This is a genomic window from Coprococcus sp. HPP0074 (assembly GCF_964238105.1).
Classification (GTDB): Bacteria; Bacillota; Clostridia; order Lachnospirales; family Lachnospiraceae; genus Faecalimonas; species Faecalimonas umbilicata.
In genome coordinates this window covers 144,327-158,888 of the sequence record NZ_CAXSKS010000001.1, presented here as the reverse complement: position 1 = coordinate 158,888, position 14,562 = coordinate 144,327, and the positions used below count along the sequence as shown (strand labels likewise).

General features: G+C 41.8%; 13 protein-coding genes. 1 reads left to right on the top strand and 12 read right to left on the bottom strand.

What is annotated here, in order from left to right; all coding sequences use genetic code 11:
• Nucleotides 1-6: 6 nt before the first annotated feature.
• From ACESPO_RS00775 to mgtE, 8 genes are all read right to left on the bottom strand, one after another.
• Complete coding sequence (locus ACESPO_RS00775; RefSeq protein ID WP_336305314.1) at nucleotides 7-375, bottom strand: TM2 domain-containing protein; 369 nt, start codon at nucleotides 373-375, stop codon at nucleotides 7-9.
• A gap of 70 nt (nucleotides 376-445) precedes the next feature.
• Nucleotides 446-1,993, bottom strand: a complete 1,548-nt coding sequence (locus ACESPO_RS00770; RefSeq protein ID WP_009261969.1) for an MFS transporter — start codon at nucleotides 1,991-1,993, stop codon at nucleotides 446-448.
• Nucleotides 1,994-2,242: 249 nt separating this feature from the next.
• Complete coding sequence (locus ACESPO_RS00765) at nucleotides 2,243-3,472, bottom strand: AraC family transcriptional regulator (protein ID WP_120091212.1); 1,230 nt, start codon at nucleotides 3,470-3,472, stop codon at nucleotides 2,243-2,245.
• Between the two features lie 83 nt (nucleotides 3,473-3,555).
• Nucleotides 3,556-3,732, bottom strand: a complete 177-nt coding sequence (gene rpmF, locus ACESPO_RS00760; RefSeq protein WP_008975392.1) for a 50S ribosomal protein L32 — start codon at nucleotides 3,730-3,732, stop codon at nucleotides 3,556-3,558.
• A gap of 3 nt (nucleotides 3,733-3,735) precedes the next feature.
• Nucleotides 3,736-4,269 carry a YceD family protein gene (locus ACESPO_RS00755; protein WP_016438601.1) on the bottom strand — a complete coding sequence of 178 codons (534 nt, stop codon included), beginning with the start codon at nucleotides 4,267-4,269 and terminating at the stop codon, nucleotides 3,736-3,738.
• 135 nt (nucleotides 4,270-4,404) lie between these two features.
• On the bottom strand, nucleotides 4,405-5,595 hold the full coding sequence (locus ACESPO_RS00750; RefSeq protein WP_008975390.1) for an acetate kinase: 1,191 nt from the start codon (nucleotides 5,593-5,595) through the stop codon (nucleotides 4,405-4,407).
• A gap of 84 nt (nucleotides 5,596-5,679) precedes the next feature.
• On the bottom strand, nucleotides 5,680-6,678 hold the full coding sequence (gene pta / locus ACESPO_RS00745) for a phosphate acetyltransferase (protein ID WP_499788327.1): 999 nt from the start codon (nucleotides 6,676-6,678) through the stop codon (nucleotides 5,680-5,682).
• Nucleotides 6,679-6,814: 136 nt separating this feature from the next.
• Nucleotides 6,815-8,146, bottom strand: a complete 1,332-nt coding sequence (mgtE, locus tag ACESPO_RS00740; protein ID WP_008975388.1) for a magnesium transporter — start codon at nucleotides 8,144-8,146, stop codon at nucleotides 6,815-6,817.
• A 140-nt stretch (nucleotides 8,147-8,286) separates the two neighbouring features.
• Between mgtE and ACESPO_RS00735 the strand changes: the two genes are divergently transcribed.
• On the top strand, nucleotides 8,287-9,507 hold the full coding sequence (locus ACESPO_RS00735) for a nucleotidyltransferase (protein WP_270457106.1): 1,221 nt from the start codon (nucleotides 8,287-8,289) through the stop codon (nucleotides 9,505-9,507).
• 100 nt (nucleotides 9,508-9,607) lie between these two features.
• Here ACESPO_RS00735 and ACESPO_RS00730 read toward each other — a convergent pair whose 3' ends face one another.
• From ACESPO_RS00730 to polA, 4 genes are read right to left on the bottom strand one after another with little or no spacing between them, the layout of a single operon-like run.
• The gene (locus ACESPO_RS00730) at nucleotides 9,608-10,465 is read right to left on the bottom strand and encodes a DegV family protein (protein WP_270457108.1); all 858 of its coding nucleotides are present in this window, start codon (nucleotides 10,463-10,465) and stop codon (nucleotides 9,608-9,610) included.
• A gap of 19 nt (nucleotides 10,466-10,484) precedes the next feature.
• On the bottom strand, nucleotides 10,485-11,282 hold the full coding sequence (locus ACESPO_RS00725) for an MBL fold metallo-hydrolase (RefSeq protein WP_119987154.1): 798 nt from the start codon (nucleotides 11,280-11,282) through the stop codon (nucleotides 10,485-10,487).
• Nucleotides 11,279-11,941: a dephospho-CoA kinase gene (gene coaE, locus ACESPO_RS00720; RefSeq protein ID WP_336305313.1), complete on the bottom strand. Its 663-nt coding sequence runs from the start codon at nucleotides 11,939-11,941 to the stop codon at nucleotides 11,279-11,281. Before coaE ends, ACESPO_RS00725 begins: the two co-directional genes overlap by 4 nt.
• Nucleotides 11,886-14,498 carry a DNA polymerase I gene (polA, locus tag ACESPO_RS00715; RefSeq protein WP_119987160.1) on the bottom strand — a complete coding sequence of 871 codons (2,613 nt, stop codon included), beginning with the start codon at nucleotides 14,496-14,498 and terminating at the stop codon, nucleotides 11,886-11,888. Before polA ends, coaE begins: the two co-directional genes overlap by 56 nt.
• Nucleotides 14,499-14,562: the final 64 nt, after the last annotated feature.

Below are 14,562 nucleotides of genomic sequence, written 5' to 3'. Positions count from 1 at the left end.
AAAATTTTAAATCAATACTTTTCCATTATCATCCGACTGCATCGGAATGACAATCATTAGATCCACAAGCGTCATTGCAAGCGGAAATCCAGTCCAGCATGTCAACAGGTAGATAAGTGCTGTCTTATACTGATGTGTATAGAAGCGGTGTCCCCCCATCCACCCTGTGAGCACTGCCAGCCATATGTATGTTTTACGGCTTACCAGCCGCTTTTCTCTGCTGTTGAGCAGGTTATGATACCACCCTGCGAACTTTTGCAGCAAAGTCTCCTTTTCTTCAATACCATATGCCTCTTTTGTTTTCTGTAATTCATTTTCTAACTCTAAAAACTTTTTAATGTCTTCCGGACTGTCCAGTCTTTCCTTTTTTTTCATGTCTGTTACCTCCCATGGGAAAGACTGTCAGCCAGGAATCCTCCCCCTTTTAACCAATTCTTTGTAAATATTATTTCTTTGTCATTGCTTTTGCTTTGATTGCTGCAATTTCTTCCTGAATCTCTTCCATCTTTTCTTTTGTAAGTGGATAGAATTTCATTGCGATCAAGTTGATGATCCATCCGATCAATGGTGCTCCGATAAAGCATGCCATTGTCACCCAGAAGATTCCGTCACTGTATGGTGTAGACTCTACCGGAAGTTCCTTTGTGAAACCGATTGCTGCAAACATCAACGCAACAAATGTAGCCGCAAGTGATGAGATGATTTTATCAACAAAACTAAACAGTGTTCCCATAAGTCCCGGAACATATCTTCCCGAACGATATACTTCATAATCTGCACAATCTGCCGTCATCGGAATAACGATGGATGAAGCAATACTCATAAATCCTCCCAGTACAATATACAGGAAAATAAATGTCAGTCCAAATAAGCTCCAGTTAGCTGGAGACCATGTAGCCGGATTCAGCAAACCTTTGATACCGTTTACAATTGGAAGCTTCATAGATGTTGGATCACCGAGCCACATTAACAAGAAAATTCCAAGTGCTGATGCGATTGATCCTATTGTTCCGATTACAAGAGCTTTCTTTTGCCCTAAGTTTCTTCCGATATATCCCATACCAAGGATTGTTAAAAGACAAACCGGAATAGATGTTAATGCAGATACAGAACCGTAAAGCGCATAATTACCACAAATAACACCAAACATTGTAATCATAATTGTCGCATTGTTTCTCATTGACATACTAAGTTTGTCTGAAGAAGCTGATGCAACAAGCATCTGAATCGCACGGTTATGTGCGAGTACATCCACATAATCTTTAAATCCGACTTTCACAACTTCTCCAGTTCCAAAATATTCCTGACGGTCTTTTCTCCAAAGACCAATTACTGCCAGCACTGCACAAACTGCTGCGATACAACCAAACAGTAATTGAAGGTGGTGGAACATTTCAGGGTTATAGAATGCAGAAAGTGTTACTTCTCCAGCATCGTTTGTTACGTTATATTTCGGAATCAAAGTACCAGAAATATAAATCGGAACAATCATTGTCAATGCTACAACATTATACACGGAATCGAACATAGCAAAGATTGGTCTTTGCTTTGGATCGTTTGTCAAGCAAGACTGTGCTGATTTTGTAACAACACACTGGCAAGTATATCCGATGATATAAACCATATAAACTACAACAAAAAATGGAAATCTTCCAGCTTTTGGAATACTCGGTGTCACATTAAACAGGATAAATGAAGATACAAACAAAATAATCTGTCCGACTACAATAAATGGTCTATTTTTACCAAACTTTGTATTTGTCTTATCTACAACAAAGCCAACAAATGGGTCAGTCACACCATCCCAAATTCTCATAACAGTAACAAATGAACCCGCTAAAACTGCTCCTACTCCGACAATACCAATCAGATAATAACTGATATATCCCATCAATGCCATATAAATATTTGTGGAAGTATTATTCAACGCATAGAATGCTATCTCCCATAATTTCGCACGGTGGATACCGTTTTCTTCTAAAGGTTTTTTCATTCTTATTTTCCTCTTTCTTTCATTTCTCAAATCAATGAAAATACTCAAGGCAAATGGTATTTTAGAATTCCCTTTCTATTATTTACTCGTCCCTCCTTATGTTGACATTCTAACATGTATTCGCAAAAGAAATAAGTAAAATTTTGTCTGAAATAAGGAAAATTGTTATTTTTTTGACTTGCAATGTAAAAAAACAACAGAAACCCCTTTGTTTCTGCTGCTTTTTTGTAGCTTTTGTATTTCCTTATTCTACATTTTTGTTGCTGAAAGTACTTTTTCACGATATTTTGTCGGAGTCATCCCGGTGATCTTTTTAAAAACTTTGCTAAAGTAATTCACATCGCAGATTCCCACCCGGAAAGCAATGTCTTGGATTTGCATAGAGCTTGTGTTTAAATAGAGAATGGCTATTTCTACTCTGCGCTGATTGATATATTCCGTCACCGTCTGCCCCATCTCCTTTTTAAACACCGTGGAAAGATAACTTGCATTCACATTGAGCTCTTCCGACAGATTTTTCAAAGAAACCCCTTGACTGATGTTCAGTTCAATATAATTCATCGCCTTTCGCACAAGCGGTGTATATTTCTGAAACGAATAATTTTGCACCAACATACAATATCTTCGAATCATTTCTCGATTAAAATGGCTGTACTCTGCACGAGTGCAAACTGTCTCAATCTTTTTTGCCAACGCACAGGACACCTTGTCAATCAAATAAGGATGTACTCCTCCCATCTCAGCCGCTTTTCGATAAAGCGTATTTGCAGTGATCAAAAAATTCCTGTAATTCCTGCTTGCTTCTTTAAAGCGATCTGCAATGCGAAAACTGGACATTCTGGCCGTTGCATTCAGAGCCGCATCAATATTCCCCTGGGAAATTGCTTTCATAAGATCATTTTCAATTTTGTAGCGTTCTTCTATCAAGTTCGCCGACAAGTTTGACTCTTCCTGATTTTCCGGTGCAGTAAGCTCTTCTGTCCATGTAAAGTGATCTAGATAACAGATTTGCAGTTTCCCTTCATTTTTATATAACATACGTATGATGGATACCAGACATTCTTTAAACTCTTGATAGTTTGGCAGAATCGGCATTGCCTGATAATATTCCTGAAGTTCCCCCATATAAATTGTAGGGATTTTATGTGTCTGCACCAGTTCATTCAGCCAGTTCTCTTCTACCTTTTCATTTTGATATGGTCCGATCAAACAGTAGTTTCCTACACTTCTCTCTTCTTCCGGCAGACAGAACATACAGTATTCCGTTTCAAAAACATCCTGTAAGACATACAGCTTCCTGCTCTCACAAGTGTCACAGACATACGCTGCAATCTTCTCATAAGTATTCTGATTCCCAAAAATCTTTCTGATTCCTAAATCAAACTTCGTGATGTCATCTTCTTTTGAAGAAATCAATGTCAGATTTATATTAAAATTTTCCAGAAAGGCTTCAAGGACTTTCCATAAATCAACCTGCATATGCTTCCTCCTCTTTCTAAAGCAAAAAAAGAATGGAAAAAAGGAGGCTGATTCCCAACCTCCTTTTCAACCTTATCCTCTTATTATTGAGCGATAATTTCTTTTTTGTTATAAGATCCACAAGCTTTGCAAACTCTGTGAGGCATCATTAATTCTCCACACTTGCTGCATTTTACCAAATTCGGAGCGCTCATTTTCCAGTTTGCTCTTCTTTTGTCTCTTCTTGCTTTTGAAGATTTATTCTTTGGACAAATTGACATAGGTTACACCTCCTTAAAATTCTTAAACACATCGCGGATAACTGACATTCTAGGGTCAAGGCTTGTGTCTTCACAGTCACAAGTTCCCTCATTTAGGTTTTGACCACATACGTTGCAAATTCCTTTACAGTCTTCACAACATAGAATTTTCATCGGCCATCCTATCAAAATCTCATTATAGAGTAATTTGTCTACGTCAAGATTATATCCGTCAATATAATTCTTTTCTTCTGCTGTTTCATCGTGCGCTTCTGATTGATTCAATTCGTTCAGATTCACATCTTTCTCAAACTCAATCAAAAATTCATACGGTACTTCTTTCAGACAGCGATCACACGGAATCGAAATTACAACCTTTGTTTTCCCGGAAATAAGTACCTGACGGTTCTTCACATGCCGGATCACAAACTCTACTGGCTCTTTCTCTATAATCGGAAATCTACCAGCCTTCGTGCGAAACTCTTCCAGTTCCATCTCTGCATTCAGATGCATCGTCTTATCTTCTGCTGTCACGACTTTCAATAGGCTGATTATCATAAAACAGTTCTCCTATTCACACCTCAATTATTATATCACGTTCAACGCGTTTGTCAATGCTTTTATATGACAAAAATAAGAAAAAAGTCTGGCACAGACTTTTTTCTTATCTTCCTTCCACAAAATAATCAGAAATTAAACTAAGGCAACTGTCTCACGAGCAATCGCAAGTTCTTCATTTGTAGGAACTACAAGCACTTTTACTTTCGATTCTGGTGTAGAGATAATGATTTCCTGTCCGCGTTTTCCGTTCAGCTCTTCATCAATCTCAATTCCAAGATATCCTAAATATTTGCATACCATTGTGCGAACGATTGCTGAGTTTTCTCCGATTCCAGCTGTAAATACGATATTATCTACTCCGTTCATTGCAGCTGTATAGCTTCCAACATATTTTGCTACTCTGTACGCAAATACATCCAACGCAAGCTCTGCAATTTCATTTCCGTCTGCTGCCGCTTCACTTAAATCTCTGAAGTCGCTTGATAAGTTATTAGAAAGTCCATATACTCCTGATTTTTTATTCAGTACGTTCATAAGTCCGGCAATGTCAAGATTTTCTTTCTTTGCAAGGAATTCCATGATTGCAGGATCAATGTCTCCAGAACGTGTTCCCATTACAAGTCCTTCCAACGGTGTAAGTCCCATAGAAGTATCCACGGATTTTCCATTTTCCACTGCACAGATACTTGCTCCATTTCCTAAATGACATACGATTGTCTTTGTCTCATCGTAAGCTTTTCCAACGAGTTCTGCAACTCTCTTTGATACAAAGCTGTGGCTTGTACCATGAAATCCGTAGCGTCTTACTTTGTATTTCTCATAATACTCATATGGAAGTCCATACATGTATGCTTTGCTTGGCATTGTCTGATGAAATGCTGTGTCAAATACAGCTACCATAGGAACTCCCGGCATTAATTCACGGCATGCATTGATTCCGATCAGGTTTGCAGGATTATGTAATGGTGCAAGGTCGTTACATTCTTCAATCGCCTTTAACACTTCGTCATCGATCACTACAGAACTTGCAAATTTCTCTCCGCCATGTACAACACGATGTCCAACCGCATTGATCTCATCAAGGCTCTTTACAACACCTGTCTTCTCATCTGTCAAGGCATCGATCACAAACTGAATAGCCTCTGTATGTGTCGGCATTGCCTTATCAGATGTTGTCTTTTCTCCACCTTCTGGCTGATAGGTCAGCTTTCCGTCGATTCCGATTCTTTCACAGAGTCCTTTTGCAAGAACTCCTTCTGATTCTGAGTTGATCAGCTGGAATTTCAAAGAAGAACTTCCACAGTTGATTACTAAAATATTCATGTTTCTTTCCTCCGTTTGGTTATGATATTTTATTTTAACAGAAGAAATGCTACCACTTTTACATTTCTCCTGTCTAATGCACTTTTATTCTGCTGCCTGAGCCTGTACTGCTGTGATTGCAATTACACCCTCAATGTCTGCTGCGCTGCATCCGCGTGACAGATCATTAACCGGCTTTGCAATTCCCTGTGTGAGCGGTCCATATGCTTCTGCTTTTGCAAGTCTTTGCACAAGTTTGTATCCGATATTTCCTGCATCTAAATCCGGGAAAATCAGTACGTTAGCATGTCCTGCCACTTTGCTTCCCGGAGCTTTTGATTCACCAATTTCCGGAACGATTGCTGCATCTAACTGAAGTTCTCCATCCAGCATTAATTCTGGAGCTGCCTCTTTTGCAATCTTTGTTGCTTCTACAACTTTATCAACATCTGCATGTTTTGCACTTCCCTTTGTAGAGTGGGAAAGCATAGCAACTTTCGGTTCTGCTCCAACTAATGTACGGAAAGATTCTGCTGAAGAAATTGCGATTGCTGCAAGTTTTTCTGGATCTGGGTTCTGCTCAAGACCAGAATCTCCAAAGATAAATGTTCCGTGTTCTCCCATCTCACAGTCTGGAACAACCATAACAAAGAATGCAGATACTAATTTTGTGCCTGGTTTTGTCTTTAAGATCTGTAAGCATGGTCTTAATGTATCCGCTGTGGAGTGGCATGCTCCGGATACCATACCGTCAGCATCTCCCATTTTCACCATCATTACTCCATAATATAAATAATTTGTCAGAAGAATCTCTTTTGCCTGCTCCTCTGTCATTCCTTTTTTCTGTCTCAGTTCTACGAGTTTTGCAATATATCCTGCTGTTCTCTCATCTGTTGCAGGGTCTACGATCACTGCTCCCGTAAGATCAAATCCAGCTCCATTCTTCTCGATCCCTTCCTTGCTTCCGACAAGAATCAGATTTGCTGTGCCTTCTTTTAAAACAGCTTCTGCCGCTTCATAAGTTCTTTTGTCTTCTGTCTCCGGAAGTACGATTACTTTTTTGTCTGCTTTTGCTTTTGCTTTAATTACATCAATAAATCCCATGATTTATGACCCCTTTCATTTTTCTCATATATCTTATTATAGCGCAAATGCTTTTTGTATACAAGCTTTGTTAATTATATGTCAATAATTCTCATTTTTTGCTAATTTACACTAATCTTCCGAAATTTTTCCCAAATTAGATATGAAAAATCCTTGTCACAATCGCAAAGTACACAAGAATTGTACCTGTATCCACTAAAGTTGTAATCAGCGGCGCTGCCATAATCGCCGGATCTAGTCCACACTTTTTTGCGACCAGCGGAAGAACACACCCTACTGTCTTAGAAAGAAGGATCGTTGCAATCATTGTCAATCCGATCGCAAAGGCAAGAAGCGGATCGCCATACATAATGATCACGCGAACTCCATTCACCATCGACAGACAGAGTCCTACAAGAAGTGCTACCCGTATCTCCTTGAACAACACTCGGAAGATATCCTTAAACTCAATCTCTCCTACTGTCAGACCACGGATGATCAATGTAGAGCTCTGTGATCCACAGTTTCCTCCTGTTCCTGTCAACATTGGAATAAACGTATTTAAAATCGGCATCACTGCAAGCGCTGCCTCAAAATGTCCTAAAATCAAACCTGTGATCGTTGCCGAGAGCATAAGAAACAGCAGCCATGGAAAACGGTTTCTGGCATGTTTCCAGACAGACGTACCAAAATAAGACTCCTCATTCGGAACCACACCTGCCATTACACTCATATCTTCTGTCGCCTCATCCTGCAGAACGATCATCGCATCGTCGACCGTGACAATTCCTACCATGCACATCTCCTGATCCAACACGGGTATCGCGATCAGTCCATATTTGTGTATTGTATTTGCCACATCTTCTTTGTCGTCTAATGTTCTGACAAACAGCGGGTTGGTCTCCATGATTTCTTCAATCACCTTATTTTCACCTGTTGTCAGAAGATCTTTGACATCCACACTTCCAATCAGTTTTCTCTTTTCTGTCACATAACAAGTATAGATCGTCTCTTTATTGATTCCGACCTGCCTGATTTTCAAAATTGCTTCTGCCACTGTCATCTCTTTTCTCAGCGCGATGTACTCTACATTCATGATACTTCCAGCGCTGTCATCCGGATACTGGAGCAACATATTGATCTGCTTTCTCGTCTCCTCATCTGTCACAAGCAAAAGACGATCTACCACATTTGCAGGCATTTCCTCCAGTACATCGACCGTGTCATCAATATACATCTCTTCCATGACTTCCTGTAATTCCGAATCCGTCAGTGCATCGATCAACACTTGACGCATCTCCGCATTCATATACGAAAAAGTCTCTGCTGCCTCCTCTTTTGGGAGAAGCCTGAAAATCAATACAACCTGTTTATCTGTCAACTCTTCCATGATCTCTGCGAGATCCACAGGATACATATCTTCCAACTCCAGCTTCAACTGTTTAAAATCACGCTGTTCAAGTAGTTCTTCAATTCTTTCTTCTGGCATATGCACCCTCCCTCTTCTCTTTTTTACCCTGTTTTAAATAAATCGCACTAATTTAAGTGTATCGACTTCTCCCTCGATTGTCAAACAAAAAATATTATAGTATAATTCTGAAATACGATTATAGAAAGGGAGAACCAACAATGAAAATCGCAGGTCTTATCACCGAATACAATCCGTTCCACAACGGACATCTCTATCACATTCAAAAAGCAAAAGAACTGACGGATGCCGATTACCTGATCGTCATCATGAGCGGAGACTTCGTACAGCGCGGCGGTCCCGCAATTCTTCCAAAAGATGTCCGTACGCAGATGGCTCTTCAATGTGGTGCTTCTCTTGTTTTAGAACTTCCCGTCCGCTATGCCACAGGCAGTGCAGAATTTTTCGCCTTTGGGGCTGTATCTCTTCTAGACGCGCTTGGCTGTGTTGATTTCCTTTGTTTTGGAAGTGAATGCGGTGAGATTGAAAAGCTTCTTTCGCTCGCTCAATTTCTTTTGGAAGAGCCCGCCAGTTTCAAAGAAGCACTCCAGGCATCGCTAAAATCTGGCCTTTCTTATCCTGTAGCCCGAAAAAAAGCCGCCTTGCAGACACTCAACGACCAAGCGCTCTGCAATATTTTAAATGAACCAAACAATATTTTAGGAATTGAATACCTAAAAGCATTGAAACGACGAAAGAGCCCCATCCGTCCACTCACGATCCAGCGGCAAGGAGCACACTATCATGACGCTGTTCCTCATGAAACTTTTAGTTCTGCCTCTGCAATCCGCAAACTTTTTCTCTCCCAAGGAGAAGATGCCCTTTCTACTCTTGTCGGGCATGTTCCCGAGACCGTCCATCTACTTTGCAAAGAGGCATATAACATTCGCTTCCCAGTGTGTTCCAACGACTTTTCTCTCTTGCTGAAATACCGACTGCTACAGGAAACTGCAGACTCCCTCGTGCATTGGCAGGATATCTCTTCACCGCTTGCAAACCGGATCATCCGATGCAGAGATCAGTTCCAAAACTGGGAACAATTCTGCGAGCTGTTAAAAACAAAGGAGCTTACCTACACGCGCATCAGCCGTGCTCTTCTCCATGTCTGTCTGGAAATTCCGGACCCTGATAAGAGTGCTCCCCCTCTTTATGCGCGTATACTGGGATTCCAAAAATCAGCCACCCCGCTCTTTTCACTCCTGAAAAAGGAAAGCCGTATCCCTCTGATCACAAAGCTTGCTTCTGCCGCGCTCACATCCAAAGCTGCCGAAGATATGATTCAAGAAGACGTTCACAGCGCTAATCTCTATGAATCCGTCGTCACAGACAAATTTCAGAGGCCTTTTCACAACGAATACAGACAATCCATTATACGCCTTTAAAAGGCAAAAAACTTCGCCCAGCCAGGCTCTCAAATCTTTTTAGATTCTCAGTTGCCTTGCAGGGCGGAGTTTTTTTACTATCATTCTTCCTCTATTCGTATTATTTTCCCATCACTTTTGTACATGCGACTGCCATTGCTCCCGGCCCGATGTGACACGCCACACTCAGAGACAATTTGTCCATATGTACCTCATATCCCGAAAATCTGCTCTCGATCTCTTCTTTCCATTTGGCAGCATCTTCCTCTGAACAGGTGTACGCAGCCTGGAGATATACCTTTTCCTTTCCAAAACGTTCCTTAATGTCTTTCTCCAGCGCATCTAACATCGCTTTTTTTGCCTGCTTCCATCCACGCACTTTTGCAAACGCATCGAGTTTCTCGCCTTGAATCTGGAGAACGGGTTTTAAATTCAGCACCGTTCCGATTGCCGCTGCCGCCGCAGTGATCCGCCCTCCCTTTTTCAAGTATTTCAAGGTATCTACGGTAATGTAAATACTCGCATCCAGTTTTTCTTCCTCCAAACGCTCCTGGATTTCCACTGCGCTCTTCCCTTCTGCTGCAAGTTCCATTGCATCCAAAACAGACTGTCTCTGCGTCACAGATATTCTCTGGTTATTTACCACGCGCACCCGACCGTCATAATCTGCTGCAAGCGCCATCGCAGTCTCACACGAACTGCTCAATCCACTGGACATCGGAATGTGTACAATCTCCTCGTACTCTTCCAAAAGGCTATCCCATAATTCCATTATTTCTCCCGGCGCCGGCTGAGAAGTCGAAATATCAGAATCTTGTGTCAAATGCTGATAAAATTCTTCCTGCGTCAGCGTAATGTCTTCCAGATATAATTTCCCATCTATAAAAAACGGCATCGGTATTACTTCTATCCCCAGACGTTTTGCCTGCGCCTGCGTAATCCCGCTGTTACTGTCTGTTACAATTGCTATCTTTTTCATACATCTCTCCTTCTTGCCATTAAACAGTGATAATATCTGATGGCACATCTCTCCTTGCGACTTCCATCCGGAAATCTCCCGGTTTGTACGGAACATCACTTAACAGCACTTCCATTTTCACCGTCTCATATGCCAGTTCCGAATAATTATTTTCTTTGCTCAAATGTCCAAGCAGGACATGTTTCAAATTCTCATGCAAAATATCACAGAGAAGGCGACCTGACAATTCATTTGACAAGTGTCCTCGATTTCCCAGAACTCTCTGCTTCAGATAGTACGGATAACTCCCCACTTCCAGCATATGAATATCATGATTTGCCTCTAAAAGAACCGCATCCAAATTTTGTAGCTTTGACACGGTATATTCATCATAAATCCCAAGATCCGTCGCCACTGCAACCGATTGCCCACCTTGCTCGATCCGGTACCCGGACGGCTCATTCGCATCATGAGAGATCGCAAATGCTTCCACACTCAAATCTCCAAGCGTAAATTTCTGATCTACATCAATCTCATGAAACAGTCCGTCAGGAATCTCTCCAAGTTTTTTGTATTCCCTGACTCCTCGAATGGTTCCTGGTGTAGCATAGACAGGAATCTCATATTTTCTGCTGAACACACCAAGTCCCTGAATGTGGTCAGAATGTTCATGCGTAAGTAAGATTCCATCCAGTTCCTCTCCTTTGATCTCCAGATTTTTCAATCCTTCTTCAATTCGTTTCTTACTGATTCCCGTATCAATCAGAAGATGCGTATGATCACTTCCCACATAAATACAATTTCCACTGCTCCCGCTTGCTATACTGCATAATCTCATCGTGACTGTATCTCCATTTTTTCTAATATCTCCTTTATCTGTCTCTTTGTTTCTTCCAAAGATTCACTATTATCAATTACTCTGTCGCACTTCTGGAAGAAAAGCTCATCTGGATTCTGATTTTGCATAATCTCTTCGCACTGCTCCTCTGTATACCCTCTAGCCTCTTTCAGGCGCTGTACGCGGATACTTTTTTCTGTATAAATATACCAAACCTCATCACAGATTTCCTCATAATGCTCCTCCAATAAAAGTGCCGCCTCAAAAATCAAAAGTGTTGTGCCCTTCATACGTTCTGATTGGATCCGTTCTAAAAAATCCCGCTTAACTTCTGGATGGATCATCTGATTTAAAAACTGTAATTCTTCTGCATCTGCAAATACAATCGCTCCAAGCTTTTTTCGGTCGATTTCTTTTTCGTCATCAAGAACCTCCGCCCCAAAGTGTTCGACAATTCTCTCATAACAGCGCTCCCCCGGCATTTGTAGTTTATGCGCCATCTTATCTGCCTCGCAGACAGTCGCCTGATAATTTTTTTCTAAAAACTTCAGCACTTCACTTTTCCCGGATCCAACACCTCCGGTAATCCCGATAATCTTCATGCTATTTTGCCTCATACCAGTTTCGTCCTGTGTGCATGTCCACTTCCAGCGGAACATCCAGCTGTGCCGCCTGCTCCATCTGTTCCTTCAGAATTTTCTTCACATCTTCCACTTCTTCTTCATATGCCTCGATCAGAAGTTCATCGTGTACCTGCAACACCAGTCTTGATTTCATCTTTCGTTCCGTCAATTCCCGGTGTACTCCGATCATTGCAATCTTCATCACATCTGCTGCTGTTCCCTGGATCGGAGCATTCATTGCCACACGCTCCCCGAAAGACCGCTGCATAAAGTTGCTTGATGCAAGTTCCGGTACCGGACGTCTTCTTCCAAACAGTGTGACAACATATCCCATCTCTTTTGCATGGGCGACTGTGTCATCTAAAAACTTCTTAATCCCCGGATAGGTCTCAAAATAGCGATCAATATATTCCGAAGCCTCTTTTCTCGTAATACTTAGGTCCTGACTCAGTCCAAAAGAGCTGATTCCATAAACAATTCCAAAGTTTACCGCCTTCGCATTTCTCCGCTGAAGTTCTGTCACCTCATCAAACGGTGTGTGGAATACCTGAGAAGCAGTAATCCGGTGAATGTCCTTCGCTTCGCGATAGGCATGGATCAATTCTTGATCCCCCGAGCAATGTGCAAGAATTCTAAGCTCAATCTGTGAATAGTCTGCATCCACAAATACATACCCCTCTTCCGGAATAAAGACTTTCCGGATCAGCCTTCCAAGTTCCATCCGAACCGGAATGTTCTGGAGATTCGGTTCTGTACTGCTGATTCGTCCAGTTGCAGTGATCGTCTGATTAAACTTACCGTGAATTCTTCCATCGGCACAGATATAATTCGCCAATCCATCTGCATAAGTCGATTTTAATTTCGTAAGCTGGCGATACTCTAAGATCTTCTCGACAACTGGATATTCCGGTGCAAGCTTATCAAGGACATCTGCTGCCGTTGAATAGCCGGTCTTCGTCTTCTTCCCATGTGGCAGTTTCAGTTTCTCGAATAAAATCACGCCAAGCTGCTTTGGCGAATTGATATTGAACGCTTCTCCTGCCTGCGCATAAATTTCCTTTTCCAACTCTACAATCTTTGTCCCAAGCTGCTCTCCATAAAAACGGAGTGCCTCCGCTTCCACGCGCACACCAGCCTGTTCCATTGCAAATAAAGTAAACAAAAGCGGCATCTCAATGGTGCGGAATAGTTCTTCCGTCCCGCTCTCTTTCATTTTTTCTTCCAGCACAGCTGCCGCCGCCCAGATTACATATGCTTCGTAGCAGCTTCTGCAATAGCCTTCTGTCTTCTCATCGATAAGCAGTGACAAATGCTCTGCGGCCACGTCCAGCCACGTATAGTCGCTTTTTAACGGATTTAGCAGATACGCTGCAATTCCGACATCAAAGCACGACTCAGGATCTTCTATCCTCACATAGGAAAGCGCTGCTTTCACATCAAACAATGCAACAACCGTTGTCTTAGCCAATGTTCCCACAAGCGAAAACAGGTCTTCCATCGTAAGCTCTCCCTCTGCCACAATCGTGTAGATTTCTTTCTCACTAAAAGCAAGTCCTACACTTCCAAATCCGGAAGAATGAGAAAACAGCGGTACTGCATCTTTTTCTTCTTTCCCGAAGCTTACTCCGACAAAAGTTTCTTTTCCTGCACGGGCAAACAGTTCTTCTGCCTGCTGTTTATCTGTCACACGGACAAATGCATTTTCTATCTGATTTCCCTTTGCTTCCACATCGAATCTGCCGAGCAGATTTTTAAACTGAAGTTTCTGGAAATACTCATAAGCTTCCTCGGTATATAGATTTCCGATTTTTGCCTCTGAAAGTTCGTAAGAAATCGGTGCATTTACTTCAATCGTGGCAAGGATTTTGCTCATCTGCGCCTTGTCATAATGTTCCTTTAATGCTTTTGCCGCACGCGGTGGCTTCAGTTCCTCGACATGTGCATAAGCATTTTCCACAGACCCATACTCTGTGATAATCTTTGTCGCAGTCTTCTCTCCAATACTCGGCACTCCCGGAATATTGTCTGAGGCATCTCCCATCAGCGCTTTCAGATCAATAAATTCCTGCGGAGTTACCTGATACCTTGCTTTCACGTCCGCGGCATAATAATCTTCAATCTCTGTCTTTCCCTGTTTTGTCTTTGGAATCCGTATTTTGACATGATCCGTAGCAAGCTGCAGTAAATCTCTATCCCCCGACAAAATCGCCACATCCATTCCTGCACGCTCTCCGATCCCCGCGATTGTCCCAAGCAGATCATCCGCTTCCAGGCCTTCCTGCTCTACAATTTTTATCTTCATCGCACGGAGTACTTCTTTCATCACCGGTACTTGCTGTCTCAACTCCTCTGCCATTGGTTTTCTCGTCCCTTTATAGTCCGAGAACATCTTATGGCGGAAAGTAGGAGCATGGACATCAAATGCGACGGTCAGATAGTCCGGGCGCTCTTCTTCTAATATTTTAAATAAAATATTCAAAAAACCATAAATAGCGTTTGTATGAAGCCCCTCTGCATTCGTCAGATCAGGGACCCCATAAAACGCTCTGTTTAAAATACTATGTCCATCTATTAATACAATTTTTTCACTCATTCTTCTCTCTCCGTTTCGGTGTCTCGTTCTTATTTATCATACACCAAATCAGATCGTTTTAAAA